The sequence below is a fragment of the Weizmannia sp. FSL K6-3076 genome (assembly GCF_038007245.1).
In the GTDB taxonomy this organism is placed as follows: Bacteria; Bacillota; Bacilli; order Bacillales; family Bacillaceae_C; genus Weizmannia; species Weizmannia faecalis.
On record NZ_JBBOWU010000001.1, the window covers coordinates 1,872,524 to 1,893,321 of the forward strand.

A 20,798-nucleotide genomic window follows, 5' to 3' on the forward strand; every position below is an offset into this window, starting at 1 on the left:
GCCTGCTTCACGAAATATTCCCTGTCCTTGCACCTGAAAGTTTACCGAAAAACGGTTTTCCCCTTTGGTGGCTTCCCGAAAAGAAGCGCTCTCCAGAGATGCGTCAAATTAAGAGTCTTTTTGCCTGAGAGATTCACGTTTCCGCTTGCTCCGTCGGCGCTGCAAAAAATGCAGTCTCTCCTCTTATTCTCATCCGCCAATATTCAGTTCAAAATCGGGCATACTAAAGTTAAAATGCCTGATGCAGGCTGTTCGATACGATTTTTCCCTGTATAACCTGTAAAAACTCTTGATCAGTTTCATCGTATCATGACACCATTCTGAAAATCAATTGAATTTTTTAAAATAAAAAGCGGCTGTAAGAAATCGAAAACGATGATCGGGGACGATTGGAAAAGGAGTGCAGGCAGCATGGAAGTCAACATTGAATTTGACCGCTCATGGGAAACGGGATTGATGGAACGCTATCAGGACGACGGGCCGTGGGGAAAATGGGAACTTTATAAGCTTGCAGTGGAAATGGAAAAACGGCTGGTCATTCCTGAATTTGAAGGATTGCAGGCGCCAAAGCATCTGGCCAATGTCAAACCGCTTGCGCACCAGCTGGAGGTTGCCCGCCAGGTCGTTGAAAAAATGAACGGCAAAGCCATTTTGGCGGATGAAGTCGGGCTTGGAAAAACGATTGAAGCCGGCCTTATTTTAAAAGAATATATGATTCGCGGGCTAGCAAAAAAAGTGCTCATTTTAGTTCCGGCGTCGCTCGTATCGCAATGGGTCGCGGAACTGAACAGCAAATTCCATATCCCCGCTGTCGGGCAAAAGAAAAGTTATATGTGGGAGCAGTATGACTGTGTTGTCTCTTCCATTGACACCGCAAAAAGAAGCCCGCACCGTGACATCATTTACAAGCAGCAGTATGACATGATTATTATTGACGAGGCGCATAAGTTAAAAAATCCGAATACAAAAAATTACGCCTTTGTTCAAGGCTTAAAGAAGAAATTCTGCCTGCTTTTGACGGCAACACCGATTCAAAACCGGATCGATGAAATCTTCCACCTTGTCTCCCTTTTAAAGCCAGGCCATTTAGGCAGCGAATCGAATTTCAGCAAAAAATATAAAAAAGGGGACAGGCAGGTGAAGGAAGACGAACATTTGCGGGAGCTGGTCAGCAAAGTGATGATCCGGAACCGGCGCACAAACACCGGGGTGGAATGGACAAAACGGCGCGTTGAAACGGTGCTGATTGACTTCAGTAAAGAAGAGCGCGAACTGTATGACGCGCTGCAAACGATCCGGCAAGGCAGCGAATCGTACAGCCGCGCCGGCTTTTCGCTGTTGACGCTGCAGCGCGAGGCGTGTTCGAGCCGGGAAGCCGTTTTTGTAACCTTAAAAAACCTGCTGAAAAAAACGGAGCAGCCCTCGCCCGTTTTAGAAGAAACCGTTGCTGCGCTGATCCAGAAAATTGAAGCGGTAAAAACCAATTCAAAAGCGGAAAAAGCGCTCGAGCTGATCCAAAACATTGATGATAAAGTGATTATTTTTACGGAATACCGGGCAACACAGCTTTACCTGCAATGGTTTTTAAAACAACACGGCATTTCATCCGTCCCGTTCCGCGGCGGCTTTAAGCGCGGCAAAAAAGACTGGATGCGGAAGCTGTTTGAAAACCACGCCCAGGTGCTCATTGCGACAGAAGCGGGCGGTGAAGGGATCAACCTGCAATTTTGCCACCATATGATCAATTTTGACCTGCCGTGGAACCCGATGCGGCTCGAGCAAAGGATCGGGCGCGTCCACCGCCTCGGCCAGGAAAAGGACGTGCATATTTACAACTTTGCGACCAAAAATACGGTTGAAGAACATATTCTGAAACTGTTGTACGAAAAAATCCATTTGTTTGAGCGGGTGATCGGGGAACTCGATGAAATTCTGACCCGGCTCGAATTCGGAAAACTGGAAGACCATCTGCTGGATGTCTTCCAAAACTCGCAATCAGAAGGCGAAATGAACATCAAAATGGAAAATCTCACCCAAATGATCGAATTTGCGGAAGCGATACGGAAAGAGGAGGGGCATGCGGATGCTGCAGGAAGAAATACATCAATATCTTGAACGCTTTTTTGAAGCAAACGGCGCTGTATTGGTTGAAAACCGCCCCGGCTGGATGACGGTGCAATTAACCATTGAACTCGATAAAGCGTTAATGAACCGGCCGTTTTACTGGTCCTATCTTGAAAAAACAGGCGGCATCCCGAATCCGATGACCGTCACGTTCATTACGGACCGGGAAAAAGCACCGGATACGGTGAAAGGAGAGCCGGTCCATTTTGGAAGCCCCCGCCTGAACCAGATTTTCGAGACGGCAAAGCAGTTTTCCCGCTATATCCGCCTGTTTGAAGACGTCCATCCCGGGCAGAAACAGGTGCCGCTTTACCCTTGGCTTGGGATGAATGTTAAAATTTCGTACCGCTGTGATTTAAAAAAAGATGTGTTCCGTTCGATCGGGTTGAATTTGATCCACGGCACAATGGCTGAAAATTTTCAGGACTTGTTGGAGCAGCGGACGCTGGCGCCGAAAATTCCGGATTATTGTTTTACCCTGACGCCGATCATCATGCTAAAAAGCGCCGTCAAAAGGATTGAACATTATATCCGGCAGGGCCTGGCGAAAGAGCCGCATCATTGGGCGGAAGAAGCGGTAAAACGGTGGCACCAGGATCTCGCGCTGTTGGACCATTTTTACGAAGATATGGAAGAGTGCCCGGAATCGTATGAAATTGAAAAACAGGCGCTAAAGGAACAGTATGAGCCGAAAATTACCGTTCATGTCCTAAACGGTGGCCTCTTTTATTTAAAAGATGCGTTTATATAAGCAGGCAGCCCGCAAAAAAGGCTGCCTGCTTTCTACTGTTTTCTTTTGAAAAAGAGGAAAAAATAAGGGAGGATACCGAACCATCTTTCGGCAAAAGGCGGCATCTCTTCCTTTTTCTCGTTCCGCTTTTTCTGCCGCTCGCTTTTTGGCGTGCTCACATGCTGCATCCATGTTTGTGTCAGCAATTTGACATAATCATTTGTCGACATTGGCGCCACCGTCCTTACAGGCGCCAGTATACCCGAAAGCTTCCGTTTTTATGCGGCCGGAAATTTCCGCAACAATTTCCGCCACCGATTTTCCCGTCGTATCAATAACCAAATCGGCACAAGAAAGGTAAAACGGCCGCCTTTTTTTATAAAGGGAGATTATCTCCTCCTTTGTCCTTCCTGCTGCAACAGGTCTTGAGGGGTCATTTTGAATGCGTGAAACCAATATTTCCGGATCGCAATCCAGAAAAACCGTCACGCCGTCTCGTTTTAATAGACAGACGTTTTCTTCCCGCATGACAATTCCCCCGCCTGTCATGATCACCCCTGCAAGCGATGTGGCCCGTTTCAGCATCTCTGTTTCTTTCCGGCGAAAATAGGCTTCTCCTTTTACAGCGAAAATGGCAGCGGGCGGCATTCCTTCCTCTTCTTCAATCCAGCGGTCCAAGTCCGTCGCCCTACTTCCCAAGAGCGAGGCGAGCGCATGGCCGACAGTCGTTTTTCCGGCACCCATAAACCCGGTCAAATAGATCCTTTTGTTCATCGTTCCTCCCATTGAAACACCTTTTTTTCTGTCTGATTATATCGTATCGTACTTTTAAACGGTTCACCACTCTCATTTTCCGCAGTTAAAGAAATCACTGCAGTATCTCCGTCCTGTTTGATACTGTAAGACACCTTTCCGTCTGAAAAACGGAGTTCCCCCGGGCTTTTGTCGCCTTTTTCCAATTTTTGCGCCGCCTCCCTAATGGCGAAAAGCGACATGGTATTCCGCAAATAATATTCCTTCACCAGCACGGCATATTTCTTTTCGCCGAGATAAATGTCCGTTCCCGAAATGACCATACTGCATGCGGCAAGCGCCAAAAACAGCACCACTGGCAAAATAAACCCTTTTTGCCTGTTCATCGGGCAACGCCTTCCGATTGGCCGGGATCAACCGCATGGCGGGAAAGAAAGGTCATTTCCGCTGTTCTTTCCGCGCCATTCGGATAAACGGCGGCCACTTTGACCCCGTTTCCTGTTGCCGCAAATTGGATGGACTGCACATTTTGAAGCACAATTTGATGCCCTTCACCGTCCACTCTCCGCCGCAGACTGTTCTGGTATGGTTCATACGTAACCGTCCTTCCTGCCTCGTTCAGTTTCAAAGTATTTTGGGCTGCCTGGCACGAGGTGCTTATCCGGATTTCTTTACGCAACTGCATGAGAAAAAGATTCCACTCTTCATCTTCTTCCGGCCGGAATGCTTCCCCGGCTGTCCCGAATGTTTTCACTGCCAGGGGAAAAAGTGAGAACAAGGAAGTGACGAGAAGCAGTACGCACACGCTTTCAAGCAGCGTAAAGCCTTTTTCATTGCTGGAGCGAAACGCAAGTCGTGTTTTGTTCATGTTTGACACATGCCTTTCTGCCATTGTCTTTGATTTGAAATGTCCATGTGGCCCCGCCCGCCTTTTTTTCTTTTTCAACGACTTTTCCGGTAAAAATCCATTCCTCCGTTTTTTCGTATAAAAAACGGGATGCCTCCATCTCCTGCTTTGTCTCTTTGATTTGACCAAGCATATGGAGAAACGGCGGGAATAAGCAGGCCGCCATCAGGCAAAATACGGCAAACGCAGCGATGACTTCCGGAAAAGTAAAGCCCCGTTCATTCTTCGACATAAAACCGCCCGCTTCCAATATGCGTAACCAGCTTGATTTGTTCTTGGCCGGACTGGAAATAGAGCGTGCCGAACTGGGTGACATTCCCGTCCGGCCCAATTGCATAGGAATGAAAGCTGCCGTTTTCGAACATTTTGATGCCTTCCGGAAGCCTTCTTTTTATAATCGTCGCATTTTTCCTCGCTTCGAAAATGGAGTACATATTGTTCTGGCGGAAAAATTGGACGTATACATTCGTCTGGCGGGAAATCGCGTCCGTTTGCGCCAGATACAAATCATTTTCAAGCTGGTTAATGAACATTTTTTTGACGATCGTATGTTTCACCGGCTTAAAACCGGCAAACGCAAGGGCGGTGATCACGGATACAATCAACAAAACAACGAGCATTTCCGGAAAGGTAAAACCGGCTTCATTTTTTGGCCGTTTCACTTTGCAACCTCCGTTACTTTCCCGTCCGCCCCGATGTTCACTCCGTTTCCATTCGGGCAGCTCGTTTTCGATACATAGCCGCCGTCTTTTAACTGGTTGATAGATGACGGATATTCATTGTGGTCCATTTCATACGCCTGCACCTGTCCCTGCACCATCGCAATGAACGCATCGCAGCCTTTATTATTGATCGCATCGGTATGCTTGGAAATGTTCGGAATCATCAAAAACAAGAGAACCGTAATGACGAGCAAAACAATCAGCATTTCGATCAGCGTAAACCCTTTTTCATTTTTGATAAAAGACATGGGCAATTTCTCCTTTCTTTTTTTAGGGGGAAGGCTTGAAGCCCCGCCATCCGGCACGCCTTCCCCGGTTAAACCGCGTCAATCATCTGGAACATCGGCAGCATGATCGACAAATAAATGGCGACCAAAAAGAAACCGATGAAAATAAACACAACCGGTTGAATCAGCCCGAACAGGCTTTGGATTTTCTCTTCCATTCTTTTCAAGCTAATTTGGCTGTAATAATAGAGCTCCTGATCAAGGCGCCCGTTTTTCTCCCCGTGGCGGACCAAAATGACCAGCTGTGGCTCGATAAACGGGACAGAAGCCAGGGCCCGGGAGAACGTCTCACCAGCAAGCAGTTTTTCGCGCAAATATTTTGCAGTATCGCGCCAAAGCGGCTTAAAATTTTGCGATTCCATGACATGCAAAATTTCATAGACGGAAAAACCGCTTTTCAGCATAAAGCTCCATTCTCTTGCCAAAAACTGGCTGTAATAGCTGGTATAGTAAAAGCGGGATACCGGCAGCCGCGAAAGCCACGCCGCCTGCCTCAGCGGTTTTTTTCGTTTAAAATAGAGAAAAAAGAGTGTGAAAAATAGGAAGAGAAAAATACTTGAAACCAGGATAACATGCGGGGCCTGTTCCATGATAGTAAGGAACAGCCGGAGATTTCGCGAAGGTTTGTAGTCCATTGCGACATACATATGTTCAAATTGCGGCAGCAGCACGTTTCTCACAAAAGCCGTGGCGATAAACAGCGCGGCTGCCAATATGAGCGGATAACGGATCAGTTTCCAAAAGGCAAGGGCATCCTCATGTTTTTTCAATAAGTAGGCGCCCGCCTCTTTAAGGGCAGCAACCATCTCCCCGTGCCGTCCGGCAAAATAAATTTGCATGCATGCATTGGCATCAAACCGGTGTTTCAGCAGCACGTCATGGAGCGGTGTTCCGTTTTGCAGCTGTTTGTTCATGGAACGCGCATCCAGTTCGCCGTCCACATGCCCGAGAAAATCGATAGCATCTGCAATTGGAAATCCGTTTTCGAGCATTTCACCGACCCGGGTAAGAAAGCGCCCCTGCAGTTTGAGGCTTATCCGCTTCTTCCTCTTCGGCAATCCAGCGGTGATACTCTTCTTCAGAAATGTATCCAAGCACAATCCCCTTTCTGAGCCATTCTTTCAGTGTCGGATAATGATAGTAGACCTGTTCCCCCTTTGCTTCTTTCAGCACTCGCTGCAAATTTTTCCCGTACAGCAGCTCATATACCGCGGTTTGCCGCTTTTCTCGGCTGCGTGGGCAATCTTGCGAATCATGCGGACAGCGGATCCCACCGCATACCGGGCATCGCAATGTAATCAGCCGCTGTGCGCTGACTGCGAGCAAAGTCTGCTCCATTTCGTGGATGCTCACCCCAAATTCCATCAGCCTGTAAATCGCGCCCTTTGCGTCACGCGTATGCAATGTCGTCAGCACGAGGTGGCCGGTGAGTGATGCGCGGATCGCAATTCTTGCTGTTTCGGCATCACGGATTTCCCCCACCAGAATAATATCCGGATCATGGCGCAAAATCGCTTTCAGCCCTGTGCTGTAAGTAAAACCTGCTTTTTCATTTACCTGCACCTGCAAAAACGAATCGCTTTGTTTTTCAACAGGATCTTCCAGTGTAATCACATTCCGTAAAAACCGTTTTGCGCAGTGCTCAACAAGCGTATACATCGTCGTAGACTTGCCGCTGCCGGTTGGGCCGCTGAAAATCAGCATGCCATGCGAATGGTTGAGCAGCGCCATTAATTTTTTTGTGCTCGATGGAAAAAGTGAAATTTGGCTGAGCTGGAATTTTTCTTCATGGGGCAAGATCCGAATGACGAGGCTCTCTTTGGAAAGAGAGGTTGGCAGCGTCGAAATCCTTAAGGAGATCGTCTGCTGCAAAACGTTCATGGCGAACGACCCGCTTTGGGGTTTCCGTTTTTCACTGATATCCATGGAAGACATAAATTTCAAATGGGATATCAGCCTTTCCCCGGCTTTCGCGGAAAGGTTGCGGTGGGGGTACAGCCTTCCGTACTGCCGGAACTGGACATGGTAATACTTTTCTTTCGGAACGATATGGACATCGGTCACATTGTTTTTTACCGCCTGTCCGATCAAAAGTTCCGCAATTTTTTCAACTGACATAATCCATCACATACCACCTTTCTTTTTGGGATATTCTCTCATTTCGACACGGCTTTCAAAATTCCTGCTTTAAAACAAAAATTTTTTCGCTATTTTTTCTCTTAGCGACAAAAAAGTGTGTGATTTTTGTCACAAATTTTGGCGTTGTTATCATTTATAATATAAATAGGATAAAAAATATAGAGGTGTTTCATATGGAACCAACATTAAAAGTGATCAATGCCCTTTCTGACCCGACCCGCTACTCGATTTACCAATTTGTACTGAAGAAACGGAGCGAAGTATCCGTCCAGGAAGTGGCCAATGAATTTCATATTCATCCGAATGTGGCAAGGCTCCATTTGTCCAAGCTCGAAGATGTTAAGGTGATTTCATCTGAACTGAACAAAACCGGGAAAGGCGGGCGCCCGGCAAGGCTGTATAAAAGCTCTGAACAAGTGGTAGAACTCTCCTTCCCGCACCGTGAATACAAATTGCTGTCCAACATTTTGCTTGAAGCAATCAACAAAATGAAACTGGCAGATGCAGGCCTTTTGAAAGATATCGGCCGGGAGTACGGAAAACGGATCATCGAAAACATCTTAAAAAACATGAATAAAACAAAAGACCAGCTGACATTTAACGAAAAATTATCTGTGCTCGCAAGCGTGTCCACCGTGGACGGATATTGCATCGAAACGCTGGAAACAACAGACAAGAACGAACTCGATTACCATGTATACAACTGTCCGTTCCGGGAATTAATCCATCACTCGGCGGATGTTTGCGAGATGCATGTCGCCTATATTCACGGGTTGTTTGAGGCACTGTTTGACGATTTCGACATCAACCAGCAGGAAACGATGCTCCATGATTGCAGCGAATGCATTTATCATGTGAAAGTTGCTAAAGTTGCGAATTAAGCACCGGTTGTGTTTACACCCCTTCTTTATTCCTTTATAATAAAACTTGATGGACATAAAAAGAAGGGGTGGTTCATTTGGATCGTATGTACCGCGTACTGGGTTTCTGGACTGGTGTAATGGCCGTCATGTTTTTTCTCGGCGGCATGAAAGAAACCGCTTTATTGTTTCTGGCCCAGACCGGTTTCTTTGTGCTTGTCAGCTACTTGAAACTGTCCGAACGCATGTATATGTACATCTTTGGGGCATATTTAACGATTTTCTTCGCCGGCTTTACGTACTACACCACGTTTATACTCACACCCGGCTTCGGCGAATAACCTGTTCCTCTTAAAATCTGCTTGCTTTTTTCTTGCACTAAAAAAACCGGCAGCGCATGCCGGTTTTTTTATCCCTCCAAAAACGGGTTGGAGTCTTTTTCCGCCCCGATCGTTGTCTGCGGCCCGTGTCCCGGGAGCACGATCGTGTCCGGATGCAAAACCAATAATTTTGTATGAATGCTTTCCAGCAAAACGCCGTGATTCCCACCCGGTAGATCAGTCCGTCCGATGCTGCCGGAAAAAAGGGCGTCCCCTGAAAAAACAATGTTGTGTTCAGGCAGCCAGTACGAAACACTGCCCGGTGAATGGCCCGGTGTTTCCAGCACGTGAAGCGAAAAAGCGCCGATTTTCAATATGTCTTCCCCGGTGATCAGCTTTTCCGCCCCGCGCGCGCTGATTTCTCCCATCCCGAAAAAATAGGACCCGTTTTGCCCGGGATCCCCAAGCCACATCTCTTCCTTTTGATGGACATAGGCCGGGATCTTGTACGCATCCCGCACTGCATCAAGAGCACCAATATGGTCAAAATGGGCATGCGTTAAAAGCACCGCGTGCGGTTTCAGCCCATTTTCCCCGATAAAAGCATGAAGTCTGTGAAATTCAGCGCCGGGGTCAAAAATCAAACAGTCTTTTTCGTCATTCCACAGGATATAGCAATTCGTCTGAATGGGCCCGACCGGCAATTGTTTCCATTTCATTCGTATCCCTCCTGTCCTATTGTATCATGTTTTCATCCGCAAAAAATGCCTGTTCATTTACTCGACAAATCACCAGACTGGTTGTAAAATAAAGATAATTGAATGCCTTTTCATTATAAGGGGGATGTCATGGGTACAGTCATTATTTTCAGTCTCGTCTCCATTCTGTCACTGATTGGTTTCATTACTGCGGCCAAAAACAAAAATATCCTCGGATTTATTTTCGGTATCATTTCTTTTGCCCTTTTCGGCTGGTTTGCCATCATGACCGTCATCCATTCGGGCTACCCGACCTTTACTTAATGCTTAAAAAAGCGGCGCCATGCCGCTTTTTTGCATCTTTGCATCACCAAAAACCGAAGCAAGTTCCCGTAATTCAATTTGTCTTAAAGCTTAGTGCGCGCTAGCACACAAGTTTGCAACAGGCTGCCCGTCTCTAGATGATTCAGTCCAAAAAAACCATTTCTTTTTCTCTGCAGCATAAAGACTTGCGCAAAACGGCCATACCGCCCTTGTAGTACGGAGGCTGGAAAAAAACTCCTCTTTTCAGATATCGCTGTTTCTCGTATGGCAAAATCAGCGAGTATCATGAAAGAGGGAGCTTTCCTTATATTTTATTTAACGCCAACCACGCTGCCCCGAGCACGCCAGCATCGTTTCCCAATGTGGCAAGTTCCAGTTTTGTCGATTTGCCGACCGTGTTGAACGCGTATTTCAAAAAATAAGCGCGCACTGGGTTTAAGAGCGTTTCGCCTGCTTTTGACACCCCGCCCCCTAACACGATTTTTTCCGGATTTAACGTATTTGCCACACTTGCCAGCGCAAGCCCGAGGTATTTTGCCGTTTCGTCCACAATTTCACAGGAAAGGGCATCGCCCGCTTTCGCAAAATCAAACACATCTTTAGCGGTTACCGAGCCGCTTTGGGCATACAAATCTTTTAACGGAGACGCGCTGCTAAATGCAGCCAGTTTCGCCATGGCTGTCCTGACCACGCCTGTTGCAGAAGCGACCGTTTCAAGGCAGCCGGTTTTCCCGCAGTTACACTTTGCCCCGCCTTCCGGAATAACGGTAATATGGCCAATTTCGCCTGCCGCCCCTTTTACACCGTGGACGATGTCGCCGCCTGTAATGATGCCGCCGCCGACACCGGTGCCAAGCGTAACGAAGACCATTTCCCCGGAACCTTTCCCGGCACCCTTCCACATTTCACCGAGTGCCGCAACGTTTGCATCATTATCGATCACCACTTTTAACCCCGTCCATTTTTGCAATGTCCCGGCAGCCGGATAATGCTGTGCCCAGCCGATATTGACGGTTTCATAGATCACGCCGGCTTCCATATCAACCGGTCCCGGTACGCCGAGGCCGATCCCTGTGATATCTTTTTTCTCCCGCTTTACCCGGGCCAATTCGTCCTCAATCGATTTTGCGATATTCGGAAGGATCGCTTCCCCCTGGTTAGCCGTCACAGTCGGGATCTCCCATCTGTGTAAAATATCGCCTGCTTCATTCACAAATGCCAGTTTTGTGGTGGTGCCCCCCAAATCAATGCCAATGATCCATTTCTCAGCCATTTCGCTCACCCTCAATTTTTTTCTCTTTTTCCAACCGTTTTTCCTGCCTGATGATCAACAGGGCGGTTTCGTATTCGCGGTTTTCCAGCACCCTTGCCTGGTACAATTGTCTCAGTTCCAATTCCATCAGCTCGAGATCGGCAAGCCGGTCCCCGATATAGACAATAATGCCGAATTTTTTCAAAAGCTGCTGCACATCATAAAGCGTTCTCATTTCGACCCAGCTTTCGTTTGATAAAAATCTGTTCCAAAGAAAAGTATAGTCGATTGTGCAGCTTCTAACAAGCATCAAATTGCGGCAATTTGCCGGATCATTTGGCCGCTCGGCATGGAAGTGCGCTGTGAAACCATGCCCGGAGCATTTTTTGAAGAATGGCCGTGACAACCCGCGGTCTCAAAGAGGGAATTTTTTATCCCGGCAGAATTCGTCCCCCGAAAGGCCCGCGCTTGCACGCCAAAGAAGCGGGCCGGAACCGAAACGGGGGGCATACTTTATTAGACGCCGCGCAGGCCCATATAAACGAGGAAAGCGGCAAGAAGAAGAGCCGGAAGCTGTACACCGATGCGCTTCCGTTTCGGAAAGTGGACGATGCATGCTGCGAGAAAACCGCCGAAAAGCCCGCCAAGATGCCCGAAATTGTCAATGCCGGAAACGGAGAAGCCGAAAACGAGATTAATGATGATGAGCGTAATGACACTCGATCCCATTGTCCGGAAAAAAAGATCGCGGTAAGCCGTCCCGATGTAAAGCAAAGCGCCAAACAAGCCAAAAATCGCACCGCTTGCGCCGGCAGAAAGGCTTGGCGAAAACAGGAAGCTGGCCAGGCAGCCTGTAAACCCGGCGAACAAATAAATCAGGGCAAAACGCGCCTTACCGTAAATCCGTTCGACAAGCGGCCCGATGTAATATAAAGAGAGCGAATTCATAAAAAGGTGCATGATCCCGATGTGAATAAAAACCGGCGTAATCAGCCGCCAATATTGCCCTTCCATAATCAGCGGGTTGTACTTGGCGCCGAAACGAATCAGGTTTTGCGTATTCTGCGTCCCGCCGGTAAGCGACATGATAATAAACACGGCAATCTGTACGGCCAGAAAGACGTATGTAAAAAACGGCCTGCCCGCATCAAACAGCTGCCGTTCCTCCTCTTCCCGTTGCGCCTCGGCTGCGAACACCATCCGCTGTAATGCATAGGGGTCCCCACCCATGGTTTCGGGCGCAATCGCAAGCCGGCCTTCCGTAAACTGACGCAGCTTGCTGATCCCGGGATCAGGATTCTCCCCTTCAATCAATACGCTGTGGAGTTCCGTTTTTCCGCCATTAATATGCATCGGTTCATCCAAATAAATTTCATAATCGTCAACCGGCGCATACGCACTCACATAAATATTGAGTACGCGCGGAGCAAGCCGTCTTATTTGTTTGCATAAATCTTCAGCCTGTGCGCAACAATCACGGATGTCGCGGTACAACCAGTTGCCCCAGTCGATGTCATACCGCAAAAGGCGCACAAGCGGCAAATTCTTCTTTTTTGGATTGGCAAGCCACATTTCATCCCGGTTTTCACTCAAAAACATGATCCGGTACTCATTTTCCACGACAAAATGGCGGCTGATTGCCCAAAACAAAACATCTGCCCTGCTGTTCACGATTTCCCCTGCCTTTTTCCATCCATTTTATCCTAACTATATCGAAAAAAAGAGCGGAGTGTAAAGCGTTTGGCCTTTTACACCCGCCCTTTTTCGCCGTTATTGAAAAATCTGGCCCATGACGCGTGACCGCAATCCGGGAATCCGCATTGCTGCCGTGACCGCCAATTTTCTCGCAGGGCCGTACCCAAATACAGTGTTTAATACTCGGTAACGGTTCCGGTAAGCTGCTGAAAACAGAAGCAGTACCGCCATCCACTTCAGCCATCTGTTCATGGCGATTCCTCCCCCAAAAAAATTTTCCGCAACTCATTTCTATTTTTCCTGCCGGGAGAAAAATTATCCGCTATATAAAATGAACGAAACATCGCTACTTTGTTGCCGGCTGCAAAAAGAAACCTATGCAAATGGATGACCTTGTTTCAATGTAAAAACTTCAATTCATTTTATATGTAAGTCCCGGCAAAAGAAAAAACAGCAGGAAAACGCCTGCTGTTTACTTTGTTTCGCGATGTACGGTTGCACGTTTGTCCCGCGGGCAATATTTTTTCAATTCAATACGGTCCGGGGTCGTACGTTTATTTTTCGTTGTAATATAGTTACGCTCACCGCATTCCGTGCAAGCCAGTGTAATGTTTACACGCATGTTTCATCCCTCCATCTTTCTCAATCGATCGTGCATACGACTTATCTATCATAGCATTTTTCACGGACGATTGCCAGTATGTTTTTTCGGGCAAAACCGTTCTTCCCGCCGGCTGCCGGTATAGGTGAAATTTTCACTTGAATGGGGGCAAGTCCGCCGCTCCCCCTTTTCTTGCACGATTTCGCCCCCTCTTGCCAGAAAGGCGGTACACTTCACCGGAAAATCGTGATATAACTAACAATAGTACTTTGCAATGAAAAAGGAGAGAAATGGATGGTTATGACGCTGATGGTGTTACTGGCGCTTTCTGTGGTATTGTTTCTTATTTCGTTTTTCCGCCAGGACCGCGTGCATCTGGTAGAACAGGAACTGGAAGATTTGTCTTTAAAATTTTTCCAGGAAACGTACCAGATCAAAAAAAGATTACAGACGCTCGAAGAAGAATTCATGGCGCCTGGAGCCGACCCGCTTCTTCCGGATTCGTCCGGCGAAAGGATGCCGGTCAATGAAATTGTAAAAAACCAGGTGCTCGCTTTGTTCCGGCAAGGTCTTTCATTCGAACAGATTGCAAGGCAGTCCGCCCTCCCTGTAAACGAGGTGAAACGCATCATTACGGGTGCCATGGAATAGAAAACGGATAGCGGGAAACCCCGTTATCCGTTTTTGATCGCAGCCATTAGTTCGAACCGCCTGCCCCGTTTTCGGCTGTTGGTACGGCCGTGTTGGCAGCATGGCTTTCTTCTTTTTTCTTCAGGTTAAAATAAGCTTTAAACACACGGTTCGCAATCTTTAAATTTGTGTGCGGGTCGGATGCGCCTCCCATGTAAGACCATGGCACAACAACCGAAATGGCAATTTCCGGGTGATTGTAAGGCGCATAACCGACAAAGGTGGAATTCCATGCATCTGACCAAATGGAAGGATGTGCCCTTCCGGCCGCATCGTATTTTTCCACCAGTTCACCGCCATAAACAGCCTGTGCCGTCCCGGTTTTCCCTGCCACTTTCAGACTGGAATCAATCCGCCCGTAAGCTGTTCCGTGGGGAACGTTCACCACGTTATAAAAACCTTGTTTGACGCGGTTGATGTATGACTCCTTCATATCCACACGGTTTAAGACCGTCGTGCCGATTTCTTTTTCGACAGGCCCGAGTGTCTTGCCGTCCGGGCTCGGTTCACGGATTTCCTTCGCAATATGCGGCTGCACGCGATAACCGCCGTTTGCAATCGTGGAAACATACTGGCAGAGCTGAAGCGCAGTATACGTGTCAAACTGCCCGATCCCAAAGTCGAGCACGTTCCCGCTGTTCGGCGGGACTTCCGTTTGATAGCCGCCGACTTCACCCGGAAGGTCGATACCGGTTTTAACACCTAGCCCGAATTGGGCAAAATATTTGCGCAATGTCCGGATCGTTTTCATTTTGTCAATATTAAGCGAGCCATTCGGTACATAATTATGCTGCCCGCCGATCGCCATGACCGTCCGGAACATATATACGTTCGATGAAACCTGCAGGGCCCTTAAGTCGTTAATCGCACCAAAACCAGACGTCACCCACGATTTTTTCACAGGGGTGCTGGCGAAATGGAGCGGCTGGTCGACAAATACACTCCCGGGCGAAATGGCCCCGGTCTGGTACCCGGTCAAAACAGTCGCACCTTTCACTGCAGAACCCGAAGGATAAGCAGTTGTCATATTCCCGAGTGCAAAGTCCTTGATTTTCGCAGCCCCGTTTTTTGTGACCACCTGTTTGCCGGCCATTGTCAGCACTTCGCCGGTATTCGGGTTCATAACGGTGACAAAGGCACGGTCAACAAGCGGATTGCTTGCGCGGGCCGCTTTGATTTCATCGGTAATAATTTTTTCAACTTCTCTTTGCAGGTCAATGTCAACAGACAAAACAAGGTCGCTGCCCGGCTTCCCTTTGCTGATTACTTTTGAAGAGATGACATTTCCTTTTTTATCCTGCTTCGCTTCCACTTTTTCTTTTTCGCCGTTTAAGACATCTTCATACTGCTGTTCAATGTAACTTTTCCCGACGCGGTCATTGCGGCTGTATCCGCGGGCCGTGTAGTACTGTTCCTTATCGGCAGGCAGGCCTTCTTTTTCGGTTGTCACATCGCCAAGGATTGACCCCAAAACCGAATCGTTGCTGTTTGCCTCTTTGAACACATAGTTCCGCTCCCAGTCGGTTGTAATATCCACGCCCGGCAGCGCTGAAAGATTCTCGCTCACAGTCGCATACTCTTTATTCGTCACGTCCGTGTTTTTGATAATTTGCGGGGACAGCACATAGCCGGCCGACATTTTGCTGTAGATCGCGAGCACATTGAGATCATCCCGCGACAGTGAATCCAGATCCTGTTTCGTAATCCGATTCAGCTGCAACTTGTATATTTTGTCGCTGTCGTTGTCGAGCTTTGCCTGTTCCGCTTTGGAAACGAGCTGTTTTGCCGCTTTCGGATGGGTCAGGATCCAAAAGTCTTTTTTATCCCGGTCCGTTAGCCGTTTCACATCCGCATCCGGCACTTTGATGATTTCCCCGAGTTTCCTTGCCACTTTCAGCATTTTCCCGTTGTCATCCGCCTGGGTTCTCGTATATGTGATCGCCTTCAGCGCTTTATTGCCCACAATCACTTTATAGTTCCGGTCAAGAATTCTTCCTCTTGGAACAGAAGTATGGATCGTCTTGTCTTCCGTCTGTTCAAGTTCTTTTTTGTAATCCTGGCCGTAGACAATCTGCACGATGCCCAGACGCACGACTAAGACCGAAAAAAGCACAAAAACAGCAAAGAACAGCATATTCATTCTAAATGGAATATGCGACCGCTTTTTTCGCTTCTTTTTCTTCAACCTTTTTCTGCTCCTCCCTTCGCCATCGGCTATACATTTCATTTTAGCGAAAAAGTGCGGACATGGCTATAAAAAATACCGCCATTTTTGGAAACGGCGGCCCTACATATTCCCAATCCGAATATTCCTTGTAAAAAGCGAAATGCATAAATGTCCTGCCCCAATCACAAGCATCAGCACGCGGATGCTTATCTGGCTGTTGAAAAAAGTGACAGCCGCAATGAAAAGCAAAATCGAAACGACTCTGCCAGCATTGGTAAATATTTCAAGCACGACAACATATTCAATCCGCGCTTCCGCTGCTTTCCATGCCCTGCCGATCACATCGTATGTCATCGAATTATACGGGACAAGCAGAAGCGGGTAAGCAATCGCAATCGTTGCGGCATAAAGCAGCATTCTCGGATAGGTGACTTCAAAAATAAACAAAAACACGGCCGCATACAGAAGCAGCCCGCCCAAAAAAATGGAGCGCTGGCGATGCTTGATTTTAATATAACGGGCAACGAGCGTGTACCCGAGAAACTGCAGGCAGGAATTGATCAGCCCGAACGTGCCAAGAGAAAGCTCGCTCCCCGTGGAAAGGAACACAAAAACGGAAATCATAAACACAAACGTGCCATCCCTTAAACCTTGGACAAAATGGGCGCTTGTAATCCGTTTCCAATTCGGGTTGCGATGCCGTTCCTTTACGATTTGCTTAAACAAATAACGGCCGTGTGCAGGTCGTGGTGCAATAAAAAAACTGAGGACGACGGCAAGGGCAAACAGGATGAGAGAGAGCGCAAAAACGACCGTATAGCCGCTTTTCCCAATCGCTGAAATGATCAGACCGGCGGCAAACGGCCCGGCCATGCCGCCGATGGATCCGAATGCCCCCATAAAGCCGTTAAAAAAATCCCTCGTCTCGGGCTCCGTAATTTCAAACGTCAGCACGTTATAGGCGAGCCAATAAAAGCCATAGCCGATCCCGAGCAGCCCGCCAAGCAAAACGATAAAATCGCCGGCATGCCCCCGCGAAAACAGCACGCTTAAATAAAACAGTGCCAAAAAGGCAACCCCGATCCTGAACACCATGACCCTGTCCACTTTTTTCGCCCATCTTCCCGCGATGATAAAAGTAAGCGGCTGCAGGATAACAACCGATAAATTATATACCGCCAGATCTATGTACTTCCCTGTCTGCTTCCATAAATATATGTTAACGAAAGAATTGGACAGCGAAACGCTTAGAGAATAAAGCCCGCCGATCGCAAGTAGCAGCAGCAGATCTTTTGACAGTTCTATATCTCCGAACCATTTTTGCACACGTTTCATAAATCAAAACTCCCCCCATTCCCCTATATTGTTTTGAAAAACGGGGGCGTTTATGCACGAGCGCATGCAAAAAGGGCGTGCACGCAAATGGCGCGGCACGCCCTTTTTTAAATGGATCGCGATTATTTCGCTGCTTCGTACAGTTTTTCCACTTCGTCCCAGTTCACGACATTCCAGAATGCAGAAATGTATTCCGGACGGCGGTTTTGGTATTTCAAGTAGTAAGCATGTTCCCAAACATCAAGGCCAAGAATTGGTTTTTTGCCTTCGGAAAGCGGGTTGTCTTGGTTCGGGGTGCTTGTAATTTCAAGCTCGCCATTATTGACAACAAGCCATGCCCAGCCGGAACCGAAACGACCCGCTGCAGCCGCTGCAAATTGTTCTTTGAATTTTTCAAAGCTGCCGAATTTGCTGTTGATCGCGTCAAGCAGTGCGCCTTTCGGTTCGCCACCGCCATTTGGCGAAAGCAACGTCCAGAACAACGAGTGGTTGGCATGTCCCCCGCCATTGTTGCGAACCGCTGTACGGATTTCTTCCGGAACCGCATTCAAATCCGAAATTAAGTCCTCAACGGATTTGGAAGCAAGGTCGTCATGGCCTTCCAACGCTTTGTTCAAATTGGTGACATAAGTATTATGGTGCTTCGTATGGTGGATGTTCATCGTTTCCTTGTCAATATAAGGCTCCAGGGCATCATACGCATACGGCAATTGCGGTAAAGTGTACGTCATATCTTTATTCCTCCTTTATGTAGTGTTTTGAACCGAAAAGATTCAAAGATTTGTCATATTTAATGTACCAAAACCGATTGATAAATGGCAAATTTTTCGCCTGCATTTTTGAGAATCATCCCGGGTTCTAATTACAGCATACCGGCATATACTGGTAGCACTCATAAAAGGAGGGAATGTCCATGTTGAAAAAAATATTTGCGCTCTTTATCGTTGCCCTTATCTCTTACAGCATCTACTACGATCTCCACGCAGGCACAATCCCGACGAATGCTAAAGAAACAACCGAAAAAAACGTTGCCATACAACCTGAAACAACCCACGGTCCGTATGTCACAGCCAAGGTCCATTCCGGTGACACGGTGCTTACGATTGTCAAAAAAATATCAGGCGGGACGGCGCCTTCGATTGAAAAAGTGATCCGCGATTTCAGCAAACTAAACGGCGGAATTGCACCGGAAGACATCCAAATTGGACAAACGTACCGGTTTCCCATTTACGGCGAATCCCGGTAAAAACCGGAGTATGTCTTGTCAATCGGGGCAGTAAATTGGTAAAATGTAAGTTGGTAAAATGTTTATGGACTGATAGATCATTAAAGGAGCGAATATCCTTGGGTGAGATCATACACCGTACAAAAACGCGCCCTGTCAAGGTAGGTAACTTGACGATCGGGGGCAGCAATGAATTATTCATTCAAAGTATGACGACGACGAAAACACATGATGTCGATGCAACTGTCCGCCAGATTGAGCGGCTTGAAGAAGCAGGCTGCCAGATCGTGCGCGTTGCCGTCCCGGATGAACGGGCGGCAAGGGCTATTCCCGACATAAAAAAAAGAATCCATATCCCGCTTGTCGCGGATATCCACTTTGATTACCGGCTTGCGTTAATCGCAATTGAAGGCGGCGTCGATAAAATCCGGATTAACCCGGGTAATATCGGCAAGCGCGAAAAAGTCGAAGCGGTCGTGAAAGCGGCAAAAGAGCGCGGCATTCCGATCCGGATCGGCGTCAATGCTGGAAGCCTTGAAAAACCAATTTTGCAAAAATACGGATACCCGACAGCAGACGGCATGGTCGAAAGCGCCCTGCACCATATCCGGATTCTGGAAGACCTGGATTTTCACGACATTATCGTTTCGATGAAAGCCTCGGATGTCCGCCTTGCCATCGAAGCGTACGAGAAAGCGGCCCGGACATTTGACTACCCGCTCCATCTCGGTATTACTGAATCCGGGACGCTGTTTTCCGGCACCATCAAAAGTGCCGCCGGGATTGGGACGCTTTTAAATATGGGAATCGGCAACACGCTCCGCATTTCTTTAAGCGCCGACCCGGTGGAAGAAGTGAAAGTCGCGCGTGAACTGCTGAAAATATTCGGGCTTTCCTCCAATGCCCCGACGCTCGTTTCATGCCCGACTTGCGGCCGGATTGCGATCGATTTAATCAGCATTGCAAACGAAGTCGAAGAATATTTACAGACCATAAAAGCGCCGATTAAAGTTTCCGTCCTCGGCTGCGCCGTTAACGGCCCCGGTGAAGCAAGAGAAGCGGATATTGGGATCGCCGGTGCACGCGGGGAAGGCCTCCTGTTCCGCAAAGGGAAAATCATACGGAAAGTGCCGGAAGATAAAATGGTAGAAGAATTGAAAAAAGAAATCGACATGCTTGCCGAAGCGTATTACCAAAAACAGGCCGCGCAAAACGTGAACCCCGTCTGACCGAAACACCGGCGTAAAACAAGCCGGTGTTTCTTCATGCGCGGCAACTTTTATCTTCCAGGCCTGGCCCGGACAACAGGCGGCACGACCGCTTCACATTCAAAACGGAAAAGGAGGCGCACCATGGTGAAAAAATACCGTTTCGGCATTGACATTGACGGGACTGTGACAGATCCTGAAACGCTTATTCCGTTCATTAACGATGCCTTTCACATTGACCTGAAATATGAAGACTTAACGAAGTATGAGATCACAGATGTCGTCGATATTCCTGCCGGGACATTTGCCGACTGGTTTATCCGCTCGGAGCCTGTGATCTATGCAAAATCCCCGGTTGCAAAAGGGGCAAAAGAAGTGTTAAACAAATGGGCAGACCGGTTTGAGCTGTATTTTATCAGCGCACGCGCATCCTATCTCCTTGATGTGACCAAAAACTGGTTTACAAAACAACAGCTGAAATACCATCATATCGAGCTGATCGGCACGCATCACAAAGTGGAAACCGCAAAAAAGTACAACGTTGATTTGTTTTTGGAAGACAAACATGACAATGCGGCCGCCATTGCGCAAACGCTCGGCATCCCCGTCCTTCTGTTTGACACCCCATACAACCGGGATCCCGTCCCGGACAATGTATACCGGGTGAAAAATTGGAAAGAAGCGGATGACTGGGTCAGACGCTGGATCACCCAGTCCAGCCGCTCCGCACGCGATTAAGGGCTTATCCGGGTTTCTGTAAG

At 47.9% G+C, this 20,798-nt stretch carries 27 protein-coding genes and 1 riboswitch; of the genes, 9 read left to right on the plus strand and 18 right to left on the minus strand.

The annotated features are described in order from the left end of the window. Positions 1–102 precede the first annotated feature (102 nt). A riboswitch (glycine riboswitch) is annotated at positions 103–193 on the minus strand. Between the two features lie 218 nt (positions 194–411). After that, positions 412–2,115: a DEAD/DEAH box helicase gene (locus tag NSS95_RS08825; protein ID WP_035184590.1), complete on the plus strand. Its 1,704-nt coding sequence runs from the start codon at positions 412–414 to the stop codon at positions 2,113–2,115. Beyond that, positions 2,084–2,875, plus strand: a complete 792-nt coding sequence (locus tag NSS95_RS08830) for a YqhG family protein (protein ID WP_014098030.1) — start codon at positions 2,084–2,086, stop codon at positions 2,873–2,875. Before NSS95_RS08825 ends, NSS95_RS08830 begins: the two co-directional genes overlap by 32 nt. A gap of 32 nt (positions 2,876–2,907) precedes the next feature. Here NSS95_RS08830 and NSS95_RS08835 read toward each other — a convergent pair whose 3' ends face one another. The 9 genes from NSS95_RS08835 to comGA all read right to left on the minus strand — a co-directional run bounded on the left by NSS95_RS08835 (position 2,908) and on the right by comGA (position 7,641). Continuing rightward, on the minus strand, positions 2,908–3,084 hold the full coding sequence (locus NSS95_RS08835) for a YqzE family protein (RefSeq protein WP_014098029.1): 177 nt from the start codon (positions 3,082–3,084) through the stop codon (positions 2,908–2,910). Then, positions 3,071–3,628, minus strand: coding sequence for a shikimate kinase (locus NSS95_RS08840; RefSeq protein ID WP_014098028.1), 558 nt, complete (start codon positions 3,626–3,628; stop codon positions 3,071–3,073). Before NSS95_RS08840 ends, NSS95_RS08835 begins: the two co-directional genes overlap by 14 nt. After that, positions 3,625–3,993: a competence type IV pilus minor pilin ComGG gene (gene comGG / locus NSS95_RS08845; RefSeq protein ID WP_014098027.1), complete on the minus strand. Its 369-nt coding sequence runs from the start codon at positions 3,991–3,993 to the stop codon at positions 3,625–3,627. The genes NSS95_RS08840 and comGG overlap by 4 nt, the downstream gene beginning before the upstream one ends. Beyond that, a complete protein-coding gene (gene comGF / locus NSS95_RS08850) occupies positions 3,990–4,475 on the minus strand; it encodes a competence type IV pilus minor pilin ComGF (protein ID WP_035184588.1) in 486 nt (161 codons plus the stop codon). Before comGF ends, comGG begins: the two co-directional genes overlap by 4 nt. After that, positions 4,438–4,746, minus strand: coding sequence for a type II secretion system protein (locus NSS95_RS08855; RefSeq protein ID WP_014098025.1), 309 nt, complete (start codon positions 4,744–4,746; stop codon positions 4,438–4,440). The genes comGF and NSS95_RS08855 overlap by 38 nt, the downstream gene beginning before the upstream one ends. Then, positions 4,733–5,176 carry a competence type IV pilus minor pilin ComGD gene (comGD, locus tag NSS95_RS08860; protein ID WP_014098024.1) on the minus strand — a complete coding sequence of 148 codons (444 nt, stop codon included), beginning with the start codon at positions 5,174–5,176 and terminating at the stop codon, positions 4,733–4,735. The genes NSS95_RS08855 and comGD overlap by 14 nt, the downstream gene beginning before the upstream one ends. After that, positions 5,173–5,484 carry a competence type IV pilus major pilin ComGC gene (gene comGC, locus NSS95_RS08865; RefSeq protein WP_014098023.1) on the minus strand — a complete coding sequence of 104 codons (312 nt, stop codon included), beginning with the start codon at positions 5,482–5,484 and terminating at the stop codon, positions 5,173–5,175. The genes comGD and comGC overlap by 4 nt, the downstream gene beginning before the upstream one ends. 68 nt (positions 5,485–5,552) lie before the next feature. Then, on the minus strand, positions 5,553–6,617 hold the full coding sequence (gene comGB, locus NSS95_RS08870; RefSeq protein ID WP_230090458.1) for a competence type IV pilus assembly protein ComGB: 1,065 nt from the start codon (positions 6,615–6,617) through the stop codon (positions 5,553–5,555). Continuing rightward, a complete protein-coding gene (gene comGA / locus NSS95_RS08875) occupies positions 6,517–7,641 on the minus strand; it encodes a competence type IV pilus ATPase ComGA (RefSeq protein ID WP_071451933.1) in 1,125 nt (374 codons plus the stop codon). Before comGA ends, comGB begins: the two co-directional genes overlap by 101 nt. A 194-nt stretch (positions 7,642–7,835) precedes the next feature. Here comGA and NSS95_RS08880 point away from each other — a divergent pair, with 194 nt between their 5' ends. Then, on the plus strand, positions 7,836–8,543 hold the full coding sequence (locus NSS95_RS08880) for a helix-turn-helix transcriptional regulator (RefSeq protein WP_014098020.1): 708 nt from the start codon (positions 7,836–7,838) through the stop codon (positions 8,541–8,543). Positions 8,544–8,620: 77 nt separating this feature from the next. After that, positions 8,621–8,863: a DUF2626 domain-containing protein gene (locus tag NSS95_RS08885; protein WP_014098019.1), complete on the plus strand. Its 243-nt coding sequence runs from the start codon at positions 8,621–8,623 to the stop codon at positions 8,861–8,863. Positions 8,864–8,931: 68 nt separating this feature from the next. Here NSS95_RS08885 and NSS95_RS08890 read toward each other — a convergent pair whose 3' ends face one another. Continuing rightward, positions 8,932–9,561, minus strand: a complete 630-nt coding sequence (locus tag NSS95_RS08890; RefSeq protein ID WP_014098018.1) for an MBL fold metallo-hydrolase — start codon at positions 9,559–9,561, stop codon at positions 8,932–8,934. A gap of 129 nt (positions 9,562–9,690) precedes the next feature. Between NSS95_RS08890 and NSS95_RS08895 the strand changes: the two genes are divergently transcribed. Next, positions 9,691–9,864 (plus strand): DUF2759 domain-containing protein, encoded by a 174-nt coding sequence (locus NSS95_RS08895; protein WP_014098017.1) that lies wholly within the window; start codon positions 9,691–9,693, stop codon positions 9,862–9,864. Between the two features lie 304 nt (positions 9,865–10,168). On the opposite strand, the gene NSS95_RS08900 is transcribed toward NSS95_RS08895, so the two are convergent. The 5 genes from NSS95_RS08900 to rpmG form a co-directional block, all read right to left on the minus strand. Then, on the minus strand, positions 10,169–11,137 hold the full coding sequence (locus NSS95_RS08900; RefSeq protein ID WP_014098016.1) for an ROK family glucokinase: 969 nt from the start codon (positions 11,135–11,137) through the stop codon (positions 10,169–10,171). Continuing rightward, positions 11,130–11,351 carry a YqgQ family protein gene (locus NSS95_RS08905; protein WP_013859652.1) on the minus strand — a complete coding sequence of 74 codons (222 nt, stop codon included), beginning with the start codon at positions 11,349–11,351 and terminating at the stop codon, positions 11,130–11,132. The genes NSS95_RS08900 and NSS95_RS08905 overlap by 8 nt, the downstream gene beginning before the upstream one ends. Before the next feature lie 281 nt (positions 11,352–11,632). Further along, positions 11,633–12,787: a rhomboid family intramembrane serine protease gene (locus tag NSS95_RS08910; RefSeq protein WP_017550537.1), complete on the minus strand. Its 1,155-nt coding sequence runs from the start codon at positions 12,785–12,787 to the stop codon at positions 11,633–11,635. Between the two features lie 99 nt (positions 12,788–12,886). Beyond that, a complete protein-coding gene (locus NSS95_RS08915) occupies positions 12,887–13,063 on the minus strand; it encodes a hypothetical protein (RefSeq protein ID WP_168986044.1) in 177 nt (58 codons plus the stop codon). A 220-nt stretch (positions 13,064–13,283) separates the two neighbouring features. After that, positions 13,284–13,433: a 50S ribosomal protein L33 gene (gene rpmG / locus NSS95_RS08920; protein ID WP_014098013.1), complete on the minus strand. Its 150-nt coding sequence runs from the start codon at positions 13,431–13,433 to the stop codon at positions 13,284–13,286. A gap of 273 nt (positions 13,434–13,706) precedes the next feature. Here rpmG and NSS95_RS08925 point away from each other — a divergent pair, with 273 nt between their 5' ends. Then, positions 13,707–14,063 carry a hypothetical protein gene (locus tag NSS95_RS08925; RefSeq protein WP_017550540.1) on the plus strand — a complete coding sequence of 119 codons (357 nt, stop codon included), beginning with the start codon at positions 13,707–13,709 and terminating at the stop codon, positions 14,061–14,063. Positions 14,064–14,109: 46 nt separating this feature from the next. Here the strand turns inward: NSS95_RS08925 and NSS95_RS08930 are convergent, their stop codons facing one another. The 3 genes from NSS95_RS08930 to sodA form a co-directional block, all read right to left on the minus strand. Beyond that, complete coding sequence (locus tag NSS95_RS08930) at positions 14,110–16,287, minus strand: peptidoglycan D,D-transpeptidase FtsI family protein (protein WP_340713857.1); 2,178 nt, start codon at positions 16,285–16,287, stop codon at positions 14,110–14,112. Between the two features lie 102 nt (positions 16,288–16,389). Next, on the minus strand, positions 16,390–17,604 hold the full coding sequence (locus NSS95_RS08935; protein WP_035187935.1) for an MFS transporter: 1,215 nt from the start codon (positions 17,602–17,604) through the stop codon (positions 16,390–16,392). A gap of 122 nt (positions 17,605–17,726) precedes the next feature. Further along, entirely contained in the window at positions 17,727–18,335 is a 609-nt protein-coding gene (sodA, locus tag NSS95_RS08940) for a superoxide dismutase SodA (protein WP_014098009.1), read from the minus strand. Positions 18,336–18,517: 182 nt separating this feature from the next. Here sodA and NSS95_RS08945 point away from each other — a divergent pair, with 182 nt between their 5' ends. From NSS95_RS08945 to NSS95_RS08955, 3 genes are all read left to right on the plus strand, one after another. After that, a complete protein-coding gene (locus NSS95_RS08945; RefSeq protein ID WP_014098008.1) occupies positions 18,518–18,850 on the plus strand; it encodes a hypothetical protein in 333 nt (110 codons plus the stop codon). Between the two features lie 107 nt (positions 18,851–18,957). Further along, complete coding sequence (ispG, locus tag NSS95_RS08950; RefSeq protein WP_128890997.1) at positions 18,958–20,058, plus strand: flavodoxin-dependent (E)-4-hydroxy-3-methylbut-2-enyl-diphosphate synthase; 1,101 nt, start codon at positions 18,958–18,960, stop codon at positions 20,056–20,058. A 123-nt stretch (positions 20,059–20,181) separates the two neighbouring features. Next, on the plus strand, positions 20,182–20,775 hold the full coding sequence (locus NSS95_RS08955) for a 5' nucleotidase, NT5C type (RefSeq protein WP_014098006.1): 594 nt from the start codon (positions 20,182–20,184) through the stop codon (positions 20,773–20,775). Positions 20,776–20,798: the final 23 nt, after the last annotated feature.